Annotated in this window: 23 protein-coding genes; 15 read left to right on the forward strand and 8 right to left on the reverse strand. The window is 65.8% G+C overall.

Annotation, left to right across the window (positions count from 1 at the left end; all coding sequences use genetic code 11):
- The first annotated feature begins 34 nt into the window (after positions 1-34).
- From ACIPPQ_RS20590 to ACIPPQ_RS20605, 4 genes are read left to right on the forward strand one after another with little or no spacing between them, the layout of a single operon-like run.
- Complete coding sequence (locus ACIPPQ_RS20590) at positions 35-523, forward strand: thioredoxin family protein (protein WP_446545917.1); 489 nt, start codon at positions 35-37, stop codon at positions 521-523.
- Positions 524-533: 10 nt separating this feature from the next.
- Positions 534-1,313, forward strand: coding sequence for an SDR family NAD(P)-dependent oxidoreductase (locus ACIPPQ_RS20595; protein WP_446545918.1), 780 nt, complete (start codon positions 534-536; stop codon positions 1,311-1,313).
- A gap of 14 nt (positions 1,314-1,327) precedes the next feature.
- Positions 1,328-2,125, forward strand: coding sequence for a hypothetical protein (locus ACIPPQ_RS20600; RefSeq protein ID WP_446545919.1), 798 nt, complete (start codon positions 1,328-1,330; stop codon positions 2,123-2,125).
- Positions 2,126-2,144: 19 nt separating this feature from the next.
- The gene (locus ACIPPQ_RS20605; RefSeq protein ID WP_446545920.1) at positions 2,145-3,047 is read left to right on the forward strand and encodes a DMT family transporter; all 903 of its coding nucleotides are present in this window, start codon (positions 2,145-2,147) and stop codon (positions 3,045-3,047) included.
- On the opposite strand, the gene ACIPPQ_RS20610 is transcribed toward ACIPPQ_RS20605, so the two are convergent.
- Positions 3,044-3,991: an L-threonylcarbamoyladenylate synthase gene (locus ACIPPQ_RS20610; protein ID WP_446545921.1), complete on the reverse strand. Its 948-nt coding sequence runs from the start codon at positions 3,989-3,991 to the stop codon at positions 3,044-3,046. The genes ACIPPQ_RS20605 and ACIPPQ_RS20610 overlap by 4 nt on opposite strands.
- Before the next feature lie 51 nt (positions 3,992-4,042).
- Here ACIPPQ_RS20610 and ACIPPQ_RS20615 point away from each other — a divergent pair, with 51 nt between their 5' ends.
- From ACIPPQ_RS20615 to ACIPPQ_RS20640, 6 genes are all read left to right on the forward strand, one after another.
- Positions 4,043-5,785 (forward strand): acyl-CoA dehydrogenase, encoded by a 1,743-nt coding sequence (locus ACIPPQ_RS20615; RefSeq protein WP_446545922.1) that lies wholly within the window; start codon positions 4,043-4,045, stop codon positions 5,783-5,785.
- Between the two features lie 115 nt (positions 5,786-5,900).
- Positions 5,901-8,192, forward strand: a complete 2,292-nt coding sequence (locus ACIPPQ_RS20620) for an EAL domain-containing protein (RefSeq protein ID WP_446545923.1) — start codon at positions 5,901-5,903, stop codon at positions 8,190-8,192.
- A gap of 714 nt (positions 8,193-8,906) precedes the next feature.
- Positions 8,907-10,865 carry a ribonucleoside-diphosphate reductase subunit alpha gene (locus tag ACIPPQ_RS20625; RefSeq protein WP_446545924.1) on the forward strand — a complete coding sequence of 653 codons (1,959 nt, stop codon included), beginning with the start codon at positions 8,907-8,909 and terminating at the stop codon, positions 10,863-10,865.
- A 123-nt stretch (positions 10,866-10,988) separates the two neighbouring features.
- A complete protein-coding gene (locus tag ACIPPQ_RS20630) occupies positions 10,989-12,053 on the forward strand; it encodes a ribonucleotide-diphosphate reductase subunit beta (protein WP_325541294.1) in 1,065 nt (354 codons plus the stop codon).
- Between the two features lie 121 nt (positions 12,054-12,174).
- Entirely contained in the window at positions 12,175-12,405 is a 231-nt protein-coding gene (locus tag ACIPPQ_RS20635) for a hypothetical protein (RefSeq protein ID WP_446545925.1), read from the forward strand.
- Positions 12,406-13,030: 625 nt separating this feature from the next.
- Entirely contained in the window at positions 13,031-13,906 is an 876-nt protein-coding gene (locus ACIPPQ_RS20640; protein ID WP_446545926.1) for an HNH endonuclease, read from the forward strand.
- A 15-nt stretch (positions 13,907-13,921) separates the two neighbouring features.
- Here the strand turns inward: ACIPPQ_RS20640 and ACIPPQ_RS20645 are convergent, their stop codons facing one another.
- Positions 13,922-14,437 (reverse strand): hypothetical protein, encoded by a 516-nt coding sequence (locus tag ACIPPQ_RS20645; RefSeq protein ID WP_446545927.1) that lies wholly within the window; start codon positions 14,435-14,437, stop codon positions 13,922-13,924.
- A 143-nt stretch (positions 14,438-14,580) separates the two neighbouring features.
- Here ACIPPQ_RS20645 and ACIPPQ_RS20650 point away from each other — a divergent pair, with 143 nt between their 5' ends.
- The 3 genes from ACIPPQ_RS20650 (at position 14,581) to ACIPPQ_RS20660 (ending at position 15,593) form a co-directional block, all read left to right on the forward strand.
- On the forward strand, positions 14,581-14,751 hold the full coding sequence (locus ACIPPQ_RS20650) for a hypothetical protein (RefSeq protein WP_446545928.1): 171 nt from the start codon (positions 14,581-14,583) through the stop codon (positions 14,749-14,751).
- A gap of 93 nt (positions 14,752-14,844) precedes the next feature.
- The gene (locus tag ACIPPQ_RS20655) at positions 14,845-15,000 is read left to right on the forward strand and encodes a hypothetical protein (RefSeq protein ID WP_446545929.1); all 156 of its coding nucleotides are present in this window, start codon (positions 14,845-14,847) and stop codon (positions 14,998-15,000) included.
- A 158-nt stretch (positions 15,001-15,158) separates the two neighbouring features.
- Positions 15,159-15,593: a hypothetical protein gene (locus ACIPPQ_RS20660; protein WP_446545930.1), complete on the forward strand. Its 435-nt coding sequence runs from the start codon at positions 15,159-15,161 to the stop codon at positions 15,591-15,593.
- Between the two features lie 52 nt (positions 15,594-15,645).
- On the opposite strand, the gene ACIPPQ_RS20665 is transcribed toward ACIPPQ_RS20660, so the two are convergent.
- Complete coding sequence (locus tag ACIPPQ_RS20665; RefSeq protein WP_446545931.1) at positions 15,646-17,235, reverse strand: sulfatase-like hydrolase/transferase; 1,590 nt, start codon at positions 17,233-17,235, stop codon at positions 15,646-15,648.
- Positions 17,236-17,365: 130 nt separating this feature from the next.
- Positions 17,366-17,605: a DUF2171 domain-containing protein gene (locus tag ACIPPQ_RS20670; RefSeq protein WP_446545932.1), complete on the reverse strand. Its 240-nt coding sequence runs from the start codon at positions 17,603-17,605 to the stop codon at positions 17,366-17,368.
- Between the two features lie 139 nt (positions 17,606-17,744).
- On the opposite strand from ACIPPQ_RS20670, the gene ACIPPQ_RS20675 reads away from it, so the two are divergent.
- A complete protein-coding gene (locus tag ACIPPQ_RS20675) occupies positions 17,745-18,515 on the forward strand; it encodes a hypothetical protein (protein ID WP_446545933.1) in 771 nt (256 codons plus the stop codon).
- 1 nt (position 18,516) lies between these two features.
- Here the strand turns inward: ACIPPQ_RS20675 and ACIPPQ_RS20680 are convergent, their stop codons facing one another.
- The 3 genes from ACIPPQ_RS20680 to ACIPPQ_RS20690 form a co-directional block, all read right to left on the reverse strand.
- Positions 18,517-18,930, reverse strand: a complete 414-nt coding sequence (locus tag ACIPPQ_RS20680) for a thermonuclease family protein (protein WP_446545947.1) — start codon at positions 18,928-18,930, stop codon at positions 18,517-18,519.
- 273 nt (positions 18,931-19,203) lie between these two features.
- Positions 19,204-19,521 carry a hypothetical protein gene (locus ACIPPQ_RS20685; RefSeq protein ID WP_446545934.1) on the reverse strand — a complete coding sequence of 106 codons (318 nt, stop codon included), beginning with the start codon at positions 19,519-19,521 and terminating at the stop codon, positions 19,204-19,206.
- A gap of 57 nt (positions 19,522-19,578) precedes the next feature.
- Positions 19,579-20,271, reverse strand: a complete 693-nt coding sequence (locus tag ACIPPQ_RS20690; RefSeq protein ID WP_446545935.1) for a DsbA family oxidoreductase — start codon at positions 20,269-20,271, stop codon at positions 19,579-19,581.
- A 321-nt stretch (positions 20,272-20,592) separates the two neighbouring features.
- Between ACIPPQ_RS20690 and ACIPPQ_RS20695 the strand changes: the two genes are divergently transcribed.
- Entirely contained in the window at positions 20,593-21,222 is a 630-nt protein-coding gene (locus tag ACIPPQ_RS20695; RefSeq protein WP_446545936.1) for a LysE family translocator, read from the forward strand.
- Positions 21,223-21,241: 19 nt separating this feature from the next.
- On the opposite strand, the gene ACIPPQ_RS20700 is transcribed toward ACIPPQ_RS20695, so the two are convergent.
- Positions 21,242-21,661: a hypothetical protein gene (locus ACIPPQ_RS20700; protein WP_446545937.1), complete on the reverse strand. Its 420-nt coding sequence runs from the start codon at positions 21,659-21,661 to the stop codon at positions 21,242-21,244.
- Positions 21,662-21,713: the final 52 nt, after the last annotated feature.

Below are 21,713 nucleotides of genomic sequence, written 5' to 3' on the forward strand. Positions count from 1 at the left end.
GACGGAAACGTCATGCAAAACCTATCGTCGCCCCATGACGCGCCCGATCACCCTTGCCTTCACCGCCGCGCTGATCGCGATGGCGCCCGCCGCCGCCGCCGAAACGCGCAGCCTCCCGGGCGTCGCGGATGCCTATAAGAGCGATGCCTTCGTCGCCGATCCGATGCCCGCGATCGACGCCGCGCTGGCGCGCGCGAAACAGTCGGGCAAGCCCGTCCTCCTCGTGATGGGCACCGGCGGCTGCCACGACAGCGCCTGGCTCGCGAACCTCATCGCGACCGATCGCTTCGCTCCCGTCCGCGCGCGCTACGAGATCGTCTACGCCGACATCGGCATGCCGCACATCCGCGGCCTCGGTCGCAACCCCGAGGTCGCGAAGCGCTTCGGCTTCAAGATCAAGGGTACGCCCACCGTCGCGGTCCTCGACGCGAACGGCACCGTCCTCAACCGCAAGGCCGCCCCCAAATGGCGCAACGCCGCGAGCCGCAGCGACGACGACATCTATAATGAACTGATGAGTTAGGGAGAGAGACATGGCCGACAGCAACCTTGCGGGGCGCGTCGCGCTCGTCACCGGCGCCTCGCGCGGGATCGGCCGCGGCATCGCGATCGGCCTCGCCGAGGCGGGCGCCGACGTCGCGGTCAATTACACCCGCGGCGAGGACGCCGCCGCCGAAACCGTCGCCGCGATCAAGGCGCTCGGCCGCAAGGCGAAAGCCTATCAAGCCTCGGTCACCGACGAGGCCGCCTGCGCCGCGATGGTCGCCGCGGTCGAGGCCGACTTCGGCCCCCTCTCGATCCTGATCAACAATGCGGGCATCGCGAGCCGCGGGCAATCGGTCGCCGACACCAGCCCCGAGGAGGTCGACAAGCTCTTCGCCGTCCACGCCGCCGGCCCGCACCGCCTCAGCCGCCTCGCGCTACCGCAGCTCCGCACGCACAAGCGCAGCGACATCATCGTCATTTCGAGCATCGCGACCTACACCCACTCGCCCAACGGCGCGCCCTACACGATGGCGAAGGCGGCGGGCGAAGCCCTCGCCTTCGCGCTCGCCAAGGAGGAGCTCGCGAACGGCGTCCGCGTCAACATCGTCGCCCCCGCGCTCACCGTCAGCGACATGGGCGAAAAACTGTCGCGCGCGATCACGGGTAACGAGGATATCCACCACCTCGACACCAAAATGCCCTTCGGCCGCGTCGCCGTCCCCGCCGACGTCGCGGCGGCGGTGGTGTGGTTCGTCAGCGACGCGAACAGCTATTGCTCGGGGCAGAAGCTCAACATCGACGGCGCGGGACAGGCAACCTTCCGGTGATACGTTGCGGCGGCTTGCTGCTTGGCCTGTTGCTCCTGCCCCTTGCGCCGGCGGCCGGGCAGATCACATCGCCGGCGGGGGAAGATGGGCCTGCGGCTGAACCGGATGTGCGGCTGGCGACGGGCACGCCCGCTGCGAGCGCGATCTGCCTCGGCCTCGACGAAGGTCAGGAGACGGCGCGTAAACAGCTCGATGAGGCCAAGAGCTTCTTCGACCCTCTCGCCTTTACCTGCGACGGCGATCTGCTCGATGCCGAAGAGGGTTTCGCTCCGCTCCTCCGCCGCCGCGGGCAGGAATCCTTCCGCCCCTATGACGATTCGAACAGAGCGCAGCTCGCGCCTGCAATCCACCTCCGTTCGACGGCGCTCTACATGCGCAGCAACTATCAGATCGTCCGGATCGATTGCGAATATCTGCCTGCCGACGACAGCGATGGATTGGGCAACCCGAAACCGAAGCGGGGGCGGGTCGTCCTTGATTTCCAGAACGAGTATATCAAGCCGGACCGGGGCAAATTCGAACTCGCGCTCGGCGCCGCCGACTGCGGCTTCATTGCCGAATGGCTGGAAGAATATAGTCCTGGCGAAGTGACCGGAAAACTGCCGTTTGACCCGGTGGGCGAGGTCATCCCGCACGCCGGAAAGTCGATATTTGAAGCCGTCGACATCGGCGGACGCCATTCACTATTTCATCGCTATGGCTCACTCGGCGTGCTTCCCGACCCACCGAGCGACGCCATCGAAGGCAGGCTTGACCAGCTCATGGCCTATTTCGCCAACCGGGCGAAGGAAAGCGGCCGAAAAGTCCGCTGACTCTGCTAGTTGCCCACCCATGCGCCCCGATTCACCCTCTCCCGTCATTCCCTTCCTGATCGCGTGCGCAGGCATCGCGACCTTTTCGGCGATGGATGTGCTGATGAAGGGTCTGTCGATCGAGATCGGCGCCTATAACGCCGTGCTCTGGCGCACGGGCACCGGCACGCTCGTCGCCGGGCTCATCTATTTCGCAAGCCGCCCCAAATGGCCCGACCGCCCGACAATGCGGATCCACGCCTGGCGATCGGTCTTCGTCGCGGGGATGGCGCTCTGCTTCTTCTGGGCGCTTGCACGCCTGCCGATGGCGGAAGCGATCGCGCTCGCCTTCGTCGCGCCGCTGATGGCGCTTTACATGGCCGCGATCTTTTTGGGCGAAAAGATCGGTCCGCGCTCGATCGCAGCGTCCGTGCTGGGGCTTGCCGGGGTGATCGTCATCGTTGCGGGCAAACTCGGCGGCAGCGACTATAGCGACGAAGCGCTGCTCGCGGTCGGCGCGGTGTTCCTGTCGGCGGTCTTCTACGCCTATAACCTCATCCTTGCGCGGCGGCAGGCGAAGATGGCCGAGCCGATGGAAATCGCCTTCTTCCAGAATTTCTTCGTCGCCGCGATCCTCGCATTGGGCGCGCCATGGTTCCTCGCGGTGCCCGCCGCGAGCCACGCACCGCACATCCTCGGCGCCGCCGTGCTCGCGACCACCTCGCTGCTGCTGCTGAGCTGGGCCTACGCCCGCGCCGAGACGCAGATCCTCGCCACCACCGAATATACCGGCTTCCTCTGGGCGATGCTCTTCGGCTGGTATTTCTATGACGAGGCGGTCACGCTGCCGACGATCGCGGGCGCGGTGCTGATCGTTGCCGCCTGCCTGATCGTCGCGCGCAAGGTGCCGCACGGCGATCCGGTCGAGCCCGCGGCCGCCTAAACCGCGGCGCGCGCCAGCCGGTCGTTGATCGCGGCACCCAACCCCTCGACCGGAATCGCCGCCACCGCGATTTTCGCCTTCGCGCTCGCCGCCCCGGCGTGAAGCGCGTCGAACAGGCGCGCCGCCGCCTCCGTCAGGTCGCCGCTCGCGCTCAGGTCATAGTCGCCCGCGACCGCGCCGAACCCGATCCCGAACTCATCCTCCGCGAAATCGACCGCCCCCAGCCGTACCGGCTTCCCCGGTGCATAATGGCTCGCAAGCATCCCCGGCGCGACGATCTCCGATCCCTCGACGCCGGTCACCGACAGCCCGCTCGCCGCCGCCAGCATCTCCGTCGTCACCGGCCCCGGCCGCAAGACCTCGACCGCGCCGTCCCTCACCCGCGCGATCGTCGATTCGACGCCCGCGCTCGTCGGCCCATCGTCGATCACCAGCGCGATCCGCCCGTCGAGGCTCGCAAGCACATGCCCCGCTTTCGTAGGGCTCACCCGCCCGCTCGCATTCGCGCTCGGCGCCGCGAGCGGCGCCCCACTTTCCGCCAGCAACGCCTGCATCGCACGGTGGCCCGGCACCCGGATCGCGATCGTATCGAGTCCCGCGGTCGCGATGCTCGCCACCGGGCAGTCGGCGGCGCGCGGCACGACCAAAGTCAGCGGCCCCGGCCAGAAGCGCGCAGCAAGCTGTCGTTCGACGGCGCCGAACACGCCCAGCCGCTCGGCGGCGTCGAGGTCCGGCACATGTACGATCAGCGGATTGAAATCGGGCCGCCCTTTTGCGGCATAAATCCGCGCGACCGCCTCGGCATTGCGCGCATCGGCGGCGAGGCCATAGACCGTCTCGGTGGGCACCGCGACCGGCTGGCCCGCCACGATCAGCGCAGCCGCCTCGGCGATCGCTGCGCTATCGAACGGACGTGCAATTGTGGAGTTTGAGGCATCGGCCATGCCGCGCTATAGCGCCCGCGCAACGAGATTCACCAGCAAAGTAGCTTGCCCATGACCTATACGCCGCCCACCACCGAACAGCTTTTCGTCCTCAACCATATCGCGCGCGTCGACGCGATGGCCGCCCACGACAAATTCGCCGCCGCGACCCCCGACATGGTCGAGGCGATCGTCACCGGCATCGGCGACTTCGCGGCCGAGATGTACGCGCCGCTCAACCGCGTCGGCGACACGGTCAACCCCAAGTGGGACAATGGCCAGGTCACGATGCCCCCGGGCTTCAAGGACGCGTACAAGCAGTTCGTCGAAGCGGGCTGGGGCAGCATCGACGGCCCCGGCGAATATGGCGGGCAGGACCTGCCCTTCACCCTCGCGACCGTCGTGATCGAGGCGCTCGGCAGCGCGAACATGGGCTTCACCCTTTGCCCCATCCTGACCGCGGGCGCGATCCACGCGCTGATGGCTTATGGTACCGAGGAACAGCGCCAGACCTGGTTGCCGAAGCTGGTCAACGGTGAGTGGAACGGCACGATGAACCTGACCGAGCCCGCTGCGGGCAGCGACGTCGGCGCGCTGCGCTCGACCGCCGAAAAGGTCACCGAAGGGCCGAACGCGGGCCTCTACAAGATCAAGGGGCAAAAGATCTTCATCACCTTCGGCGAGCATGACCTCACCGACAACATCGTCCATCTTGTCCTCGCGCGTACCGCGGGCGCGCCCGAGGGAACGCGCGGCATCTCGCTCTTCCTCGTCCCCAAATACCGCCTCGACGACGCTGGCAATCCGACGATCCCGAACGGCGTCCACTGCGCCTCGATCGAGCATAAGCTCGGCATTCACGGTTCGCCGACCGCCGTCATGGTCTATGGCGAGGGCGAAGATTGCCTTGGCGAGATCGTCGGCGACGAAATGGGCGGCATGCGCGCGATGTTCGTGATGATGAACAACGCGCGCCTGATGGTCGGCTGCCAGGGCGTCCAGATCGCCGAGCGCGCGACGCAGCAGGCACAGCGCTATGCCGCCGAGCGCGTCCAGTCGTCGCTCGCGGGTTCGCCCGATCGCACCCCGGTGACGATCGCGCACCACCCCGACGTCAAGCGCATGCTGTGGCGGATGCGCGCGCAGACCGAGGCCGCGCGCGCGCTGACCTATTATGCCGCCGCGCAGATCGACTTCGGCAAATTGGGCGACGAAGCCGCCGCGATGCGCGCCGAAATCCTCATTCCGCTGGTCAAGGCGCACGCGACCGATATCGGCTGCGAAGTCGCGAGCCTCGGCGTGCAGGTGCATGGCGGCATGGGCTTCATCGAGGAAACCGGCGCCGCGCAGCATTATCGCGACGCGCGCATCGCGCCGATCTACGAAGGCACCAACGGCATCCAGGCCGCCGATCTCGTCGGGCGCAAGCTCGGCATGGCGGGCGGTGATCTTGTCCGCGCGCTGATCGACGATATCGCGGCCGGCTCGGCGGAATCCCCCGAACTGCAGCAACTGGTCGACGCGTGCCGCGCGGTCACCGACTGGATGGCGACGGCCAATACCGCCGATCGGCTCGCGGGCAGCTACCCCTATCTGACCATGCTCGCCACAGCCACATGTGGATGGCTGATGGCGATCCAGCACAAGGCGGCGCGCGCCGGGATCGACGAAGGCAGCGGCGATGTGGCCTTCCTCGAAGCGAAGATCGCCTCGAGCCGCTTTTACCTGCAACAGATCGTCCCCGCGGCGACCGGCCTCGCCGCCTCGGCGCTCGCGGGCGACGCAGCGCTGGAACCGCTGCCGGCAATCGCCTGAAACGCTTGGAATCCTGCGCCTCACGCGCCATCGCACGGCGCAGGATTTCCCTCATGATTAACGCGATGATAACCATCTGACATTAGGCACGGGCCGGCAATTGCTGGAGACGTGCGTGCCCATCCCGGTCAAAAGTCTGATCATCAGCTGGCGAACGATCGCGCTGTCGCTGCTGCTGGCGCTCGCGGTGGGCATTTCTTCGGCCGGCGAGGTCGCCGATCGCGTGCTCGACGCGGTCGTGGGCCGCCTCGCTTCGCGGCCCGTTACGGGCGACGTCGTGATCGTCGCACTCGACGAACGCACGATGGCGCAGGCCCCCAACCACAATTTCTCGATGACCCAATATGCGAATGTCGTCGACGCCGTGAACCGCGCCGGCGCCAAGCGTCTCCTGATCGATTTCTATTTCGACCGGCGCGAAGCCGATCGCGATTTTCCGCGCTTTGTCGACGCGATCCACAATATGGGCGACCGCGCGGTCCTCGCCGTCTCGACGCGCCAGGTTCCCGGCAGCGACGAAATGGTCACGATCTTTCCCAGCAAGAAGTTCGGGCCCGATGTTCCCATGGCGAGCATCGCGGTCGAAAGCGAATTCTGGCAGGTCTGGAGCGCGCCGATCGCATATCGCGCCGAAGGGAAACTGCTCCCGACCTTTGCCGCGATCATCGCGGGCAAGCATAGCGATACGCCGCAGAGCTTCCGCCTCGACCTCGGCTACGACACCCGGACGATTGTCGAATATAGCGCGGCGGACCTGATTTCGGGCAAGGTCGGCGCGCGCGAATTGACCGGCAAGGATGTGATCTTTGCGCCGACGGCGTCCAGCTTCCAGGACTATTTCTACCTGCCCGGGCACAATCGCATTCCGGGGGGCTATCTTCACGTCATCGCCGCCGAAACACTGAAGCGCGGGAATCCGGTGGACATCGGCTGGATTCCGCCATTCCTCTTTGCCGTCGCGGCGATCGGGCTCGCGCTTCTCCCGCGCTTTCAACGCGCCTTCGCGCCCGTCGCGTTCGGCACGGCGGCCGTCCTGATCGGTGGCAAGGTCTTCCTCGGCACCATGCTGGTGACGGCGTGGATCGGGACCGCGCTCATTTTCATCGCAGCGATCGCAACCAACGTATCGCGCACGCGGCGCCGCAGTTCGGCGCAGCGCGAGAACCCCGTTTCCGGCCTGCCCAATTTCGAGGCCCTGCGGTCGCAGCCGGCGTTCGGCAGCGCGACCGTCGTCGCCGCCAAGGTCGTCAATTTCGAGGATCTGGCCGCCTTCATTCCCGGCGACGGGATCAGCAAGCTCGTCGAACAGGTGACCCGCCGCCTCCAGCTCGCCTCGCAGGGCACGACGCTCCACCATGATCTCGACGGCACCTTTGCCTGGCTCGTCCCCTATTATCAGCACAGCCAGATCGAGGGGCAGCTGGCGGGCCTTGCCGCGCTGTTCAACGCGCCGCTCACGATCGGCGATCTCCGCGTCGACGTCGCGATCGCCTTCGGGGTGAACGACGAATTCGAGGGGTCGAACGCGCAGCGCCTCGCCGCCGCGCTCGTTGCCGCCGAACGCGCGATCCGCACACGCTCGCTGTGGACCAAATATACCTCGCGCCAGAAAGAAGACGCGGGCTGGCAACTCAGCTTCCATTCGCAGCTCGAGGATGCGCTGACCGGCGGCGACATCTGGGTCGCGTTCCAGCCGCAATATGAAATCGCGACGAAGACGCTCGTCGGGGTCGAGGCGCTCGCGCGCTGGACGCACCCGACGCGCGGTCCGATCCCCCCCGACGAATTCATCGTCCAGGCCGAAAAGAGCCAGGACATCTATCGCCTCACCCTCTTCGTGATGGATCAGGCGATCCGCTCGGCCGCGCAGCTGCGCGAGCGCGGCATTCACATCAACATGTCGGTCAACCTGTCGGCAACGCTGCTCGATCACAGCGACCTTGTCGGCACGATCCGCGTGATGCTCACCGCACACCATCTGCCGCCCGAGACATTGACGATCGAGATCACCGAAACCGCGCAGATCGAAAACAGCCGCCAGGCGCGCCAGACGCTGGCGCAGCTGCGGCGCACCGGCATCCGCCTGTCGATCGACGACTATGGCACGGGCCAGTCAAACCTCGAATATCTGACCGAAATCGAGGCCGACGAAATCAAGATCGACAAGCGATTCGTGATGACGATGCGCGATTCGCAACGGAACCTCGAAGTCGTCAAATCGACGATCGACCTCGCCCATCGCCTGGGCGCCGTCGCGGTCGCCGAAGGCATCGAGGATGCCGAAACCATGGCGCTGCTCGGCGGCCTCGGCTGCGACGTCGGACAGGGCTATCATCTTGGGAAACCTCAACTGTTTTCCGAGCTCGCCAGCACGCTCACCGCCCCGCCCCAGAACCGCACCGCGTAACTGCCAATCTGGCGGCAATGCTTATAGTTAAGACTCGATTTACCTTACTAATTAAGGTATACGCTCCGTTAACTGTTCCTCGTGGGCAGTGTGAACAGGAGACAAGTCATGGGTTGGTTTTGGCGATTCCTGGGCGGCACCGGCACGGACAGTGCTGGCGGTCAGGCCTAAGCAGGAAACAGATTTCAGATAGGGCTCCGGCATCGCCGGGGCCCTTTCTTTTTGCCCGCCGCACACGCGGACGGCGCGGACCGTCCAACCCTTTCCGGTCGCCCTTGGCGGCGTGACCCGCACCAATCCGCCACCGGGGCCGGACAGCCAAAATTTCTGCCTTGTCAGAGGCATTTCGGGGATCGCCGCGAAAACCCGCGGAATGCCTTGCCCGCCGCGTGCGAAGCGTCCATCAGCAGCGACGAGACGAATCAAATTATCGACGAGTTGAGTCGTCAATCTGTCATTTACTCTCTTGCATCGCAGCGCCGACGTGGCACTATAGGTGGTGGGTCAACCACGGGGGCACCCCAATAAATTGTATCAGGCTGCAAGTGGCGGATTTCCGTCGTCCATCCCATATGGACACGGGAAAACCCTTCCTGCGCTCAAAAAAAGTGCCCACGCGGACAGGTTTAGATGCTAGGATCGGGGCTTCGCCCTGAGTCGAACAAGACAGGAACAAAGCGCATCATGTGCGCGTTCAGATCGGGGGCGAATTCGATGGATTTTCGGGAAACGGAACGGGTGGAGACAAGCGACGTGGCGACGATGGAACTGGCAAAGAGCGACGCTCCGGCGACCCCTGAAGGCAAGGGCGAATCGGCTCCCGAGGCGGTGCCCGCGGCAAAGCTCAACGACAGCAGCGAGCCCAAGGTCCACGCGCGCCGGTTCGAGATCGTGACCGACAAGAGCCGCGACGCGCTGCTCACCGACTTCGGCAAGGAAACGCTCGAAGACCGTTACCTGCTGCCCGGCGAATCATACCAGGATCTCTTCGCGCGCGTCGCGTCGGCCTATGCCGACGATCAGGATCACGCGCAGCGCCTGTACGACTATATCTCGAAACTCTGGTTCATGCCCGCGACCCCCGTGCTGTCGAACGGCGGCACCGGCCGCGGCCTGCCGATCTCCTGCTACCTCAACTCGGTCGACGACAGCCTCGAGGGCATCGTCGGCACGTGGAACGAGAATGTCTGGCTCGCCTCGCGCGGCGGCGGCATCGGCACCTATTGGGGCGCGGTGCGCGGCATCGGCGAACCCGTCGGTTTGAACGGCAAGACCAGCGGCATCATCCCCTTCGTCCGCGTGATGGACAGCCTCACCCTCGCGATTTCGCAGGGCTCGCTGCGCCGCGGTTCGGCCGCCTGCTACCTCGACATCTCGCACCCCGAGATCGAGGAGTTCCTCGAGGTCCGCAAACCCTCGGGCGACTTCAACCGCAAGGCGCTGAACCTCCACCACGGCGTGCTCATCACCGACGAGTTCATGGAGGCCGTCCGCGACGGCGCCGAATTCAACCTCCGCTCGCCCAAGGACCAGAGCGTCCGCGGCACCGTCGACGCGCGCGGCCTGTTCCAGAAGCTCGTCGAAACGCGCCTCGCGACCGGCGAGCCCTACATCATCTTCATCGACCAGGTGAACCGCATGATGCCGAAGCATCATCGCGACCTCGGGCTCAAGGTCACCACCTCGAACCTCTGCAGTGAAATCACGCTGCCGACCGGCCGCGACCATCTGGGTCAGGATCGCACCGCGGTCTGCTGCCTCTCGTCCTTGAACCTCGAAACCTGGGACGAGTGGAACGGCGACAAGCGCTTCATCGAAGACGTCATGCGCATGCTCGACAATGTCCTTCAGGACTATATCGACCGCGCCCCGCCCGAAATGGCGCGCGCCAAATATAGCGCGAGCCGCGAACGCTCGGTCGGCCTCGGCGTCATGGGCTTCCACAGCTTCCTGCAGGCGCGCGGCCTGCCGTTCGAGGGCGCGATGGCGAAGTCGTCGAACCTCCGCGTCTTCAAGCATATCCGCGCGCAGGTCGATGCGGCCTCGATGCTGCTCGCGAACGAGCGCGGCCCCTGCCCCGACGCCGCCGATCAGGGCGTGATGGAGCGTTTCAGCTGCAAGATGGCGATCGCGCCGACCGCGTCGATCTCGATCATCTGCGGCGGCACCAGCGCGTGCATCGAGCCGATCCCCGCGAACATCTACACGCACAAGACGCTCTCGGGCAGCTTCTCGATCCGCAACCCGCACCTCGAAGCCCTGCTCGTCGACAAGGCGAAGAACAGCGACGCGGTGTGGAACTCGATCCTCGAACGCGGCGGCAGCGTCCAGCACCTCGACTTCCTGTCGCAGGACGAAAAGGATTGCTACAAGACGAGCTTCGAGATCGACCAGCGCTGGCTGCTCGAACTCTCGGCCGACCGCACGCCCTATATCGATCAGGCGCAGTCGCTGAACCTGTTCATCCCCGCCGACGTCGAGAAATGGGACCTGCTCATGCTCCACTATCGCGCGTGGGAACTCGGCATCAAATCGCTCTATTATCTCCGCTCGAAATCGGTGCAGCGCGCTGGCTTCGCGGGCGGGGTCGAGGCCGACAACACCGCCGAAGCGCCGAAGTTCGAACTGAGCGCCGAAAGCACCGACTATGACGAGTGCCTGGCCTGCCAGTGAGCCTTCGCCTCTCCCTCGTCACCCCGGACTTGATCCGGGGTCCACGCGAGGGAGAGCAACCCATCGATGGATTCCGGCCTTCGCCGGAATGACGAACAAGATCTGATCCGAGGATAAGCCGCCATGTCCCTTCTCGAAGCCCGCAAGACCTACAAGCCCTTCGAATATCCGTGGGCCTATGATTTCTGGAAGCGCCAGCAGCAGATCCACTGGGTTCCCGAGGAAGTGCCGCTGGGCGAGGATTGCCGCGACTGGGCGCAGAAGATCAGCGACCATGAGCGCAACCTGCTCACGCAGATTTTCCGCTTCTTCACGCAGGCCGATATCGAGGTGCAGGATTGCTACCACGACAAATATGGCCGCGTGTTCAAGCCGACCGAAATCAAGATGATGCTGACCGCGTTCAGCAACATGGAAACCGTGCATATCGCGGCGTACAGCCACCTGCTCGACACGATCGGCATGCCCGAAAGCGAGTATGGCATGTTCCTCGAATATGACGAGATGCGCGCCAAGCACGACTATATGGGCACCTTCGGCGTCGACAGCGACGAGGATATCGCGCGCACGCTCGCGATGTTCGGCGGCTTTACCGAGGGCTTGCAGCTCTTCGCCAGCTTCGCGATGCTGATGAACTTCCCGCGCTTCAACAAGATGAAGGGCATGGGCCAGATCGTCAGTTGGTCGATCCGCGACGAAAGCCTCCACTGCGAAGGCATTATCAAGCTGTTCCACACCTTCGTGAAGGAACGCGACTGCCTGACCAAGGCGGTGAAGGAAGACATCATCGACACCTGCCAGAAGACGGTGCGGCTCGAGGATGCGTTCATCGACCTCGCGTTCGAACAGGGCCCCGTCCCCGGCATGACGCCGAAGGAAATCAAGCGCTACATCCGCTACATCGCCGACTGGCGCTTGGGGCAGCTCGGCTTCCAGCCGATCTACATGATCGACGAACACCCGCTCCCCTGGCTCGCCCCGCTGCTCAACGGCGTCGAGCACGCCAACTTCTTCGAAACGCGCGCGACCGAATACAGCAAGGGCGCGACGCGCGGCGACTGGAACACCGTGTGGACCAGCTTCGACAGCCGCAAGAAGGCGAAGAACAGCGAAGACGCCGCGCCGGTGAACGACGCCGAAGCCGACGGCGAAGACATGTTCAAGCAAGCCGGCATCGCCGCCGAGTAAAACCAATCCCCTCTCGCAAGCGGGAGGGGCAGCGAGAATTGCGGGCAGCGCCCGCTAGTCCCAGCGGGGTGGGCACGAAAGCCCACCCGACGCACCAAGCAACAAGACGTCAGAGGCCATAATGACCGACAAACAAAAACAGAAACTGCTCATCCTCAGCCAGCCGCAACGCGCGACCCTCGAAGGCCTCTCGAACCGCCGCCCCCAACTCCCCACCGATCCGATCCGCGACGAACTCGTCACGCTGGGCCTCGTCGTGAAGCAGGGCGCCAAATGGGCGCTGACCCCGACGGGCAAGAAGGTGCTCGCGGCAAGCTCGAACCGGCGGAACTCAGGCGGGTTTTCGGTTTGAGGAATAGCCGCTCTCGCGATGTCCAACATTAGACGTATAGGGGAACTTCACCTCAGCGCCGCCCGGACTAGGGCCCTGAGGATTTTTGCTTTCGCAGGTGCCGTGTTCCCCGGCGAATGGGAAAGCACATATGTTGAGACCATCACGCAAGACTTGCTAGAATTTGCCTTTCATGCACGACGCATAAACCAGATATGCTCCGTGGATATCAACAGCCTTCCTTCGATCAATGTTACGATCGTAGATATCTCGCAGGCCGACCCTGGCCAATGGGTAGAACGTTACGACTGGGCTTTAAACAGACTCATGCACGCCGAAGAGTTCACTTTCGGAAACTGTCACGCTGACCATCGGCGTATTTTTACCAATTCCGTAAGTAATCTTATGCCTCTCTACGTACGAGTATCCACCGATGAGCGGTCGGAGGAAACGATCAGTTTATTCGGCATGGTGCAGTGCTTTCTCGTTGGCGTTATTCCGCAAATACAGCAGCGTTTTCCCGATTGGCGATACTAGGCCAAGACTGCGCCGACAGTCTATTAACGGATGTCGGAGATACGGTTACGGGTACGATAACACCCAAATAGCCGTCGCTTAGCAGGCTCGCATGAGCTAACCACGGCCCATGCCCGGGGTCTTCGTCCATCGCCGCGACACGCACTATGCCGACGAACCCTATCGGCAATATCAATTCCCCAAGGCCTATTTCTCACGCGCCAGCCAGTTCGAGGGCGATTGGGCGGTCTACTATGAGCCGGTAAAGGCTGGCGGCCGGGGCTTTTATGCCGTCGCTTGGGTTGAACGCATCGTTCCCGACCCCACACGCGAAGGCCATTATCTCGCGCTGATCAAACCCGACACCTATCTCGATTTCGCACACAATGTCCCGCGCACGATCGACGGTCAGCTTGTCGAAAGCGGCCTCGCCAATGCACAAGCTGCCGTGCGCCCACTCAGCCAACAGGACTTCGCCCGCATCATCAATCTCGGCCTCGGCGATGATGAAAACACGCTGCCCCGCGTCGGCGACCCCGTCGCGCCGCTGGCGCCCGCCCTCAGCGACAACCAGCGCCCGTTCCGCTTCGAACAGGAACGTGTCCGTGCCGAAAGCCTGACCTCGCGCATTGTTCGCGACCGAGTTTTCCGCTCCGCCGTGCTCGCGGCCTATGACAAGCGTTGCGCGATGACCGGCCTCAAATTCATCAACGGCGGCGGCCGCGCCGAAGTGGTGGCAGCCCATATTCGCCCCGTGGCCGCAAACGGACCCGATAGCGTCAACAATGGCCTCGCCCTCTCGGGCACTGCGCATTGGATGTTCGATCGCGGCCTGATTTCTTTGGGCGACGACCTTTCCGTCATCGTCTCGCGCCACGTCAACGACACCGAAAGCCTCGACCGGCTGCTCCGGCCCGATCGCAAAGCCATCGAACCGCTCGACCCGGCGCTTCGCCCGCACCCAAGCTTCCTCGCATGGCATCGGGAAAACGTCTTTAAGATGTAAGGAGGGCTTAGCCCCTCAATGCACCGTCACCGCCTCCAGCCGGCCGCCCACGCGCGCCACCGCGAACATCACCCCGTCGCGCACGACCTCGGGCGGGCCTTCGAGCATATAGAGTTTCACCAGCTCGCGCGTGACCTCGCTGTCGTCGTCGACGACCAGCCGCAGCGACTCGAGCCCCAGATTGCCGCGCGCCACGACGACATCGCGGACCAGCGCGAGCGGCCACTGCGCGCTCGCGCCGCGATAGAGCGTCTTCCCGTCGTGGCGAAGATAATCGCCGCGCCGTCGCCACATGCCGATGATATAGGCCCAGACGCCCAGCACCGCGGCGATCCCGAGCAGCAGCAGCGTTTGTCCGAAGACCATGTTCCAGAAGGCATCGAGCGGATCGCCGCTCCAGTCGAGCCGCGCCGCGAGCACGCCGAGCAGCACCGCGCAGGCGAACTGCCACCCCACGAGGGGCGCGGCGCGCAGCCGCGCGATCACTACCATATTCCGGTCCCCGCGTTCCATCGCCGCCCAGATAGGCATGGCATGAGCATCTTGCCAGCCGTCGCCGCCCGATCGCGCATAAAAGGCTGCTGCGCCATGCCGCCCTGTACGCGCGGCGCGCGGCGGAACCTTCCCACGCGCGAACGGTATTGCTGCGTGGAGAGGGTCATCGTCCATTCGGAGTGAAGAACATCGAACCGAGAACCCTGATCGCCTATGCGCTCATTTTCCTGCTGGTCGCGGCGCTTGTCGGCGGCATCGCTTATCTGCGGCACAACAGCCTCCACCGCCGCATCCACCGCGAGCGCGAGCGCGAGCTTGCGCGCCTCGAGGAGAAGGCGCTCGATTCCTGACGCGGCCGTTGCGGCCTGCCGCCCCGTTGGCGCGGCGGGGCGATCGCGCGGCGGCGCGCGCGATGCTATGATCGCGGCGAAAGGAGAAAGCCCATGCAGGCCGTAACCGAAGGCGACCGCCGCAAGGAGGTTCGCGTCCTCCTCGACCAGATCCAGGCGCACCCCGAACGCGACTGGAGCGCCGAGCGCCGGCGCCTCGCGACGCTGAACAAGCTGATCGCCGGACCGCCCCGACAGCCGAGGCACTGAGGGAGCCAGCCGCTCGTCGTCCGCGCGCGGCAGTCCGTCGCATCGGCACGCGGCGCGGTGCAACGATCGGACTTTGCACAAGTTTCCCTCGCGAAGGCATCGGCCGCGCCCCATCCCCCCCCGGGAGCGCGCGCCGGTGCCCGACCATGGAGACAGACATGCGCAACGCCCCCGCCTCGATCGCGGCTGTCCTGCTGACGGCCGCGCCCGCCCTCTTCATCGCAGTCCCCGCGATCGCCCAGTCCGCGATCGGCACCGGCGCCGCGGTCGGCAATCTGACCGATCCCGTCGGCAGCACGGTGGGGCGCATCGACAGTACCGTGAACGGAGCGGTCGACACCGCCAGCCTGACCCTCGCAACGCGCGAACAGGTCCGCGCGGGCGCCGAACTCTACGACACCAGCGGCAACAGCGTCGGCACCGTGCAAAGCGTCGAGGGCGATACCGCGGTCGTGATCCGCGGCGGCAAGCTCTACAATGTGCCCGTTTCAGCAATCTATCATGGCGCGGTCGGCGCCAGCCACGGCCTCGTCACCAAGCTGTCGCGCGCCGAAATCACCGCGCGCACGACCGCCGAGATCGAAACGCGCTAGGCTTTTTCCCCGGCCCCGGCCCGTCCCCCAACCCGGGCGGGTCGGGGTGCCGTCACGTCCCCGGAAATTTCGCGCCCGCGGTGACGTCGATCGCGCCGTCGCCGCCGGTCGGGATCACCGTGCGCCCGAACCAGACGAAGCGCGCGGTGGGCTGCGTCAGGTCGCGGTCATAGCGCGCCTCGACCGCTGCGGGCTCATATCCCATCCAGATCAATGTCGCGGGAAAGACCTGGCTCGTCGAATGGCCGGCGCGCGGCGCCGCGGCGTAGCGCGCGGTCCCCGCCTCGGACAGGAAGGCGAGCAGCGGCACGCGAAACTCGTCGGCGACCGCCTCGCGGCTGCAATGCGGCAGCGCGCCGGGGGTCAGGTTCTGCCCATGGTCGGAGGTGTAGACGATCGCCACCGCGCTGCGGTCGACCCCCGCGAGCAGGCGCTCGAAAAAGGCGCGCTTCGACCAGCCGAGCGCGGTGTCATATTGCAGCGCGACCGGGCTGTCCGCGGGGATCGTCCCTTTCGGATAATGGTCGCGATACTGGAAATGCACGCCGCGCAGCACCGCATAGGTAAAGCTCCGCCCCGCACCCTTCATGCGCGCGTTGAGCGCGTCGGCGATCTTCAGGTCGGTGTCGATCCCGCCGACCATCGGGCGGTAATCGTCGATCAGCGCGCGCTCGGGCGGCAGCATCAGGTTCTGCGGCGCGCCCGACGTCTGCCCGTCGATCAGCATCGTCATATAGCCCGCAGCCTTCGCATAAGCCCAGATCGACGGCGTCGTCCGAAGATCGGTGGCGGGCGAGGCGCGGCGCACATCGACCCCCGAACGCAGCGCCACCTGCGCCGGCGCGCTGCAATGGCCGAGCGCCGCGGCGACACCGAAATCATTGTGCGGCACCCCTGCCAGCTTCGGCACAATCAATCGCCGGAACGGCGCCTCGGCGACGCTTTCGTCGATCACCCACACGATATGCCGCGGCGTCGCGGCCGCCGCGTCGGGTTTCAGCGCGACCGCGGCGCGCGCCGGCGGCGGCGGCGCGGTGGCAAGGTCCCAGCCGAGCGCGTAGAGGCTGCGTTCGGCCGCTTCCGGCCAGGCGCTGGTGTGGCGATAGATCGGCGCCGGCAGGATAAGCAGCACGAGCATCGCCGCGGCAATCGCCCGGCCCCATGGCATCGGCGCGGCGCCGCGCACCAGCCGCCGCGCGAGCACGAACAGCGCCAGCGCAGCGATCGCCTGCGCCGCGACCCACAGGAACTCGCCGCCGAATTCGCCCGCGGCATTTCCCGCCTGCCCCGTCTCGGCGACCATCCACGCGAGCGATCCGCCATCGACAAGTTCGCCGACAATCTGGCTGTAGCCGATGTTGACGAGGATCGACGCGCCGGCGAGCGTCAGCAGCAGCGCGGCCCAGCGCCGCGGAAACAGGAACAGCGCCGCCATGAAGACCGCGGCCTGGAACGCCATGAACAGGAAAGCGATGGCCGCGCTCTGCGTATCGCCCGCGGCGAAACGATAAGCGACCGCATGGGTCAGCTGGAACCGGTTCGCGATCGCATATCCCGCGCCGAAAACCAGCGTGGCGGCCGCCAGTTTCCACAAGCCTATGCGCGCGCCGCGCGGCTCGCCTTTTTGTTCGCCCTGTCCCATCGGGCACCGGCCTAACGGCAAGACGTTGAAAAATCACATATGAAAATGGCCCGCCCCCGGGGGGTGGGTGCGGGCCAGTTTCGGTGCCGGCGCGCCCGATTGCGCCGCCGGCCCTCTTTTATCTCGTGCGCTATTCGGCTTCCTCGAACAGGTCGATCGCGTTCGCGGCGTTCGCCGACAGGCGGACCGTGTCGCCCTCGACCGCCGCGACAAGGCCCGCGGGCAGGTAATGATGCTTGCCGTCGCCACTGTCGGCCTTGGTCAGCTTGATGCGCTCGCCGTCGAGATGGTCGACGGTGCCGATGTGGACGCCGTCGGCGCCGATGACATTCATATCTTCCTTGATCGCGCTATGGTCATGCTCAGCCATCGTCATTCTCCTTGCCGCTCCGGAAGGGGGAGCTTCGCCATCATACGCACAGGCGGCGAGTCGGCTCCATAGCGCCCGACGAGCCGCCCGAAAGCTGCGTCCGCTTTGCAATCGGCGCGCGCGGCGCTACCCTTCGGCCATGCGCTCGCTTCTTCCGCTCATCGGCCTCGCGCTGCTCGCCGCGCCGCTTCCCGCTGCCGCCTGCTCGGTCGCGCCCGGATATCGCGTGCCGACCAATATCGAGCTGGTCGAGCGCGCCGACCTCATCCTGCTCGGCACCGTCACCGACGGCGATTTCGAACCCGACGGCACGCCGGAGCAGATGATCGCGGTCGAGCCCGTCGCGGCATTGAAGGGCACAATGCCCTCCGGCCCGATCGCCCTGCCCGCGATGATCGCGACCGATGCCGAAATACAGCTGAGCAATCCGTATGAATTGCACGAAGCGCATCCGCAGAGCTTTGCGGGCGCGTGCACCCGCTATGTCTTTCCGCGCGGATCGCGCGTCCTCTTCTTTCTCGATCGGCAGGATGGCGCATGGCGCGAAGCCGGCGGCCCCTTCAGCCGCTGGGCCGAGGATGTGCTGACCGACGACGCGCCCTGGCTGCAGGCTGTGCGCTTCTATATCGAGGTCGCAAAACTGCCCCAGGAGGACCGCGCCGCCGCGCTCACCGCGCGCCGCGACGAACTCGCGGCGCTCGGCGACGATCCGGTCGCACGACTGATCGCCGCCGATATCGCCCGCCAGCTTGCCGGCCCCAATGCGCCGCTCCGCGAAGGATTGCCGCCGCCGCCCGGCGATACCAGCGCCGAAGACGTCGAAGCGATGGCGGACGGCGCCATGAAGGCCGCGAAATGCGCGGCTGTGGCGGCAAGCGATGCCGAGATGGCACGATGCGTCGGCAAATGAACTAGCACCAAGGGCGACGGCGCCCTTCCCACGGCCGCGCCAGCCCTTCGTCGACGAGCACCGACCCGACGCTTTCGCCGCCGCGTGTCGGGACACGCAGCTTGCGCCCATAGCGATCGGCATCGCGTCCCGCACTTTCGAGCGTGAAGGCGCCGTCGTTCAGCCATTGCTGAAGCCGGTCGGTGGCGGCTTCGCCCAGCGCCGCCTCTTCGGCGCAGCGCGCGGGGTGTGTTTCGGGCGTATCAATGTCGGCGATCCGGTATTTCTCGCCCTGAAACCAGAAGGTGTCGCCGTCGACGACGCAGTTGGTCCCGCCGCCGCTATGGCAGAGACCGAAGCGCGCCGAGAGCGCATCGCCGCGCAGGAAAGGCATGGCGGTTGCGCCGGGTGCGTCGGCGGCCAGGGTGACGGGCATCTTCTGGAATCCCGCCAGCGCCGCAATGAACGCGACCGCCATCACCGGGGTGAGCCACAGGTTCGATCGGGCCGTGTGCCACGAACGCGCGGGTTTCCGGCGGTGGCGCACGCCACGGCGGTGCGGGTAGTGAAAATCGGGTCCGGCCATGCCCCCGACCCTAGCTGCGGAGCCTTAGCAAAATCCCAACGAGGCGGCTCCGCTATGGCACGCAAAGACCGTCAACCGCACCCGGTACGGCGCCGTTTCCGAACAAGCGAAAGGACGGGTCTGCTACGGTGCCCCACGCGGCTCATCGTCCTCGACTCCGCCCGGGCCGAGTTCGTCATCCTCGTCATCGTCGCTGCGTTCGCCGCGATAGGCGTCCATGTCGATGACCCCCGACCTCTCCATCTGGCGCATATGATCGACCAGGTCCTGCACGTCGTCGCTGTCGTCGCCGCTACTGACCTTGTCGCTATCCTCCTGCCGCCGGTCGCGCCGCGCCGCCTCGGCGACGGTCTGCGCCTGCGCCTGCGCCTCTTCGTCATCCTGCTCGCGGTTACGCGCTTCGGGGGCGTCTGCTTCGGGCTTGCGGGGATCGTCGATCATGGCCGGCTCCTTTTTTAGGGGGTAGCCGTAAAACGCGCGGCGGCAGACCGTCGTTCCTCAAGCCGCGGCGGCGAGTATCTTATTCTCGATCACCCGAATGAAGACCTCGGGATCCTGCGCGCCGGGAACGAGCATCCGCCCACCGAGGATGAAGGCGGGCACGCCGGTGATATTCTGGTCGGCCCAATAGGATTCTTCGGTGCGCACCATCTCGCCGAACTCGCCCGACGCAAGGATCGCCGCGGCGCGGGCGCGGTCGAGCCCGACCGACGCTGCGATGTCGGCGAGCACCATATGATCGCTGACATCGCGATTGTCGGTGAAATGCGCCGCGAACAGCGCGAGCTTCAGCGCGGTCTGCACGCCCGTCGGCCCCTCTTGCTCGGGCTCTTCGAGCGCGCCCGCCCACGTCAGCAGGCGGTGCGCGTCGAAGCTGTTGCGCATCCGGAAACCCGGTCCGCGATTGAAGGTGAAGCCAAGATCGGCGGCCACACCGGCCAGCCGCCCCGTGTTGGCGCGGCTTTGCTCGGCGCTGATGCCATATTTGCGCATGACATGCGCCGCCGCATCCTCGCCCTCCGGCGGCATATCGGGATTCAGCTCGAAAGGATGCCATTGGACGCGAAAATCCAGTCGCCCTTCGAAATGGGCGATGACCTGCCGGAACTTCAACCAGCCGATGATGCACCAGGGGCACATGACGTCGGACACGATGTCGACGCTGAGGCGCGGCACGCGCGGTTCGGTCAAAGCCTGTCTCCTGCCAGCGCGTCTCGCCTCTCAATCGGGAGAGCGGCGATCCTTGCCCGTTCGCCGGTCGCCCTTGCGGCGATCCGGTCCCTTGTAATCCGGATCGTCCGCGACCCGCCGGTCGGCCGACCGCCTGTCCGGACTCGCCCGTTTATCCTCATCGGATGCCATACGCTCCCCCTTCCACCACAAAAGGAAACAGCGACCCAGGGCGCAATAATTCACATTATGGTTAAAAAGACAAGTTTTGCCGGGCTTCGGATGGGCCGCCGCGGCCGCCGCGGGGTTGGAGAGCGGGCCGCCGGCTGATAGGGCGGCCGCATGTCCGATCCGTCCCTGCTTGTCGCCTTTCTCGCCGCCGCCACGATCCTCACGATCACGCCCGGCGTCGATACCGCGATGGTGCTCCGCTCAGCGACGGTCGAGGGCCGGCGATCGGCGGTCCTCGCATCCTTCGGCATCGGGCTCGGGTGCCTCATCTGGGGCGCGGCGGTCTCGCTCGGCCTCGGCGCCCTGCTGCATGCGTCCGAGCTCGCCTACACGATCGTCAAGCTTGCCGGCGCCGCCTATCTCTTGTGGCTCGGGGTCCAGCTGCTGCTGAAACCGCGCACGGCGATGGGCGATGCGTCCGGGCAGGTCGCGGCACGCAATGGCCGCGACGCCTTTTGGCGCGGCTTGCTGACGAACCTGCTCAATCCCAAGATCGGGGTATTCTACATCACCTTCCTGCCGTTGTTCGTGCCAAAGGGCGCGGGCGTCGCAGGCTATTCCTTCTTTCTCGCTTGCCTCCACGTCCTGTTGACCTTCGCGTGGTTCGCGGCGCTGATCGCCGCGACGGTGCCGCTGGGCCGCCTCCTCCGCCGCCCCGAAGCCGTCACCGTCATGGACAGGCTGACGGGCGTCGTCTTCGTCGGCTTCGCGCTGAAGCTCGCGGCATCCCCGGCGCGCTGAGCGGCCGGACGTCAGGCCGCTATTCGGTCGGCACGGCCGCGGCGTCGGCCGCCACCGCCGGCCGCGACAGCACCCACCAGCTGCCGACCATCAACAGCACGGTCAGCGCTTCGATGATCATCGCCTGCACGATCCCCGAATTGACAAGGTCGCCGTTCGCCACGCCGAACAGGCGGCCGGCAAGCGCGGTCCCGTACAGCGCGGCGGGGACGAGCAGCGCGCGCAGCCAGCCCGGCACCAGCGCCCCGATCGCCGCGGCGCCCGCCGCGACGAGGAAGAAAGCCGACAGGTCGGCACGGATGGTGTTGGTCGCCACCCCCTCGACCAGGATGCCGAAGGTTTCGGAATAGCTGGCGGGGTCGAACAACCCGCGTGCGCCGACGATGAAGAAGAAAAGCGCCCACAGCAGGACGGCGCCGCGCAAGACCCAATTGACCATTATCTGTCTCCCCTTGGTTGCCGGCAGGCTGCGGCATCGGGGCAGAAAGTGC

This window comes from Sphingopyxis sp. LARHCG72 (assembly GCF_052871675.1).

Bases quoted from the DNA above. Each gene is read 5' to 3' on its own strand.
- ACIPPQ_RS20590 (WP_446545917.1), top strand. From the start codon at position 35: ATGACGCGCCCGATCACCCTTGCCTTCACCGCCGCGCTGATCGCGATG.
- ACIPPQ_RS20595 (WP_446545918.1), top strand. From the start codon at position 534: ATGGCCGACAGCAACCTTGCGGGGCGCGTCGCGCTCGTCACCGGCGCC.
- ACIPPQ_RS20605 (WP_446545920.1), top strand. From the start codon at position 2,145: ATGCGCCCCGATTCACCCTCTCCCGTCATTCCCTTCCTGATCGCGTGC.
- ACIPPQ_RS20610 (WP_446545921.1), bottom strand. From the start codon at position 3,991: ATGGCCGATGCCTCAAACTCCACAATTGCACGTCCGTTCGATAGCGCA.
- ACIPPQ_RS20615 (WP_446545922.1), top strand. From the start codon at position 4,043: ATGACCTATACGCCGCCCACCACCGAACAGCTTTTCGTCCTCAACCAT.
- ACIPPQ_RS20625 (WP_446545924.1), top strand. From the start codon at position 8,907: ATGGATTTTCGGGAAACGGAACGGGTGGAGACAAGCGACGTGGCGACG.
- ACIPPQ_RS20630 (WP_325541294.1), top strand. From the start codon at position 10,989: ATGTCCCTTCTCGAAGCCCGCAAGACCTACAAGCCCTTCGAATATCCG.
- ACIPPQ_RS20635 (WP_446545925.1), top strand. From the start codon at position 12,175: ATGACCGACAAACAAAAACAGAAACTGCTCATCCTCAGCCAGCCGCAA.
- ACIPPQ_RS20640 (WP_446545926.1), top strand. From the start codon at position 13,031: ATGCCCGGGGTCTTCGTCCATCGCCGCGACACGCACTATGCCGACGAA.
- ACIPPQ_RS20645 (WP_446545927.1), bottom strand. From the start codon at position 14,437: ATGCCTATCTGGGCGGCGATGGAACGCGGGGACCGGAATATGGTAGTG.
- ACIPPQ_RS20655 (WP_446545929.1), top strand. From the start codon at position 14,845: ATGCAGGCCGTAACCGAAGGCGACCGCCGCAAGGAGGTTCGCGTCCTC.
- ACIPPQ_RS20660 (WP_446545930.1), top strand. From the start codon at position 15,159: ATGCGCAACGCCCCCGCCTCGATCGCGGCTGTCCTGCTGACGGCCGCG.
- ACIPPQ_RS20665 (WP_446545931.1), bottom strand. From the start codon at position 17,235: ATGGGACAGGGCGAACAAAAAGGCGAGCCGCGCGGCGCGCGCATAGGC.
- ACIPPQ_RS20670 (WP_446545932.1), bottom strand. From the start codon at position 17,605: ATGGCTGAGCATGACCATAGCGCGATCAAGGAAGATATGAATGTCATC.
- ACIPPQ_RS20675 (WP_446545933.1), top strand. From the start codon at position 17,745: ATGCGCTCGCTTCTTCCGCTCATCGGCCTCGCGCTGCTCGCCGCGCCG.
- ACIPPQ_RS20680 (WP_446545947.1), bottom strand. From the start codon at position 18,930: ATGCCCGTCACCCTGGCCGCCGACGCACCCGGCGCAACCGCCATGCCT.
- ACIPPQ_RS20685 (WP_446545934.1), bottom strand. From the start codon at position 19,521: ATGATCGACGATCCCCGCAAGCCCGAAGCAGACGCCCCCGAAGCGCGT.
- ACIPPQ_RS20695 (WP_446545936.1), top strand. From the start codon at position 20,593: ATGTCCGATCCGTCCCTGCTTGTCGCCTTTCTCGCCGCCGCCACGATC.
- ACIPPQ_RS20700 (WP_446545937.1), bottom strand. From the start codon at position 21,661: ATGGTCAATTGGGTCTTGCGCGGCGCCGTCCTGCTGTGGGCGCTTTTC.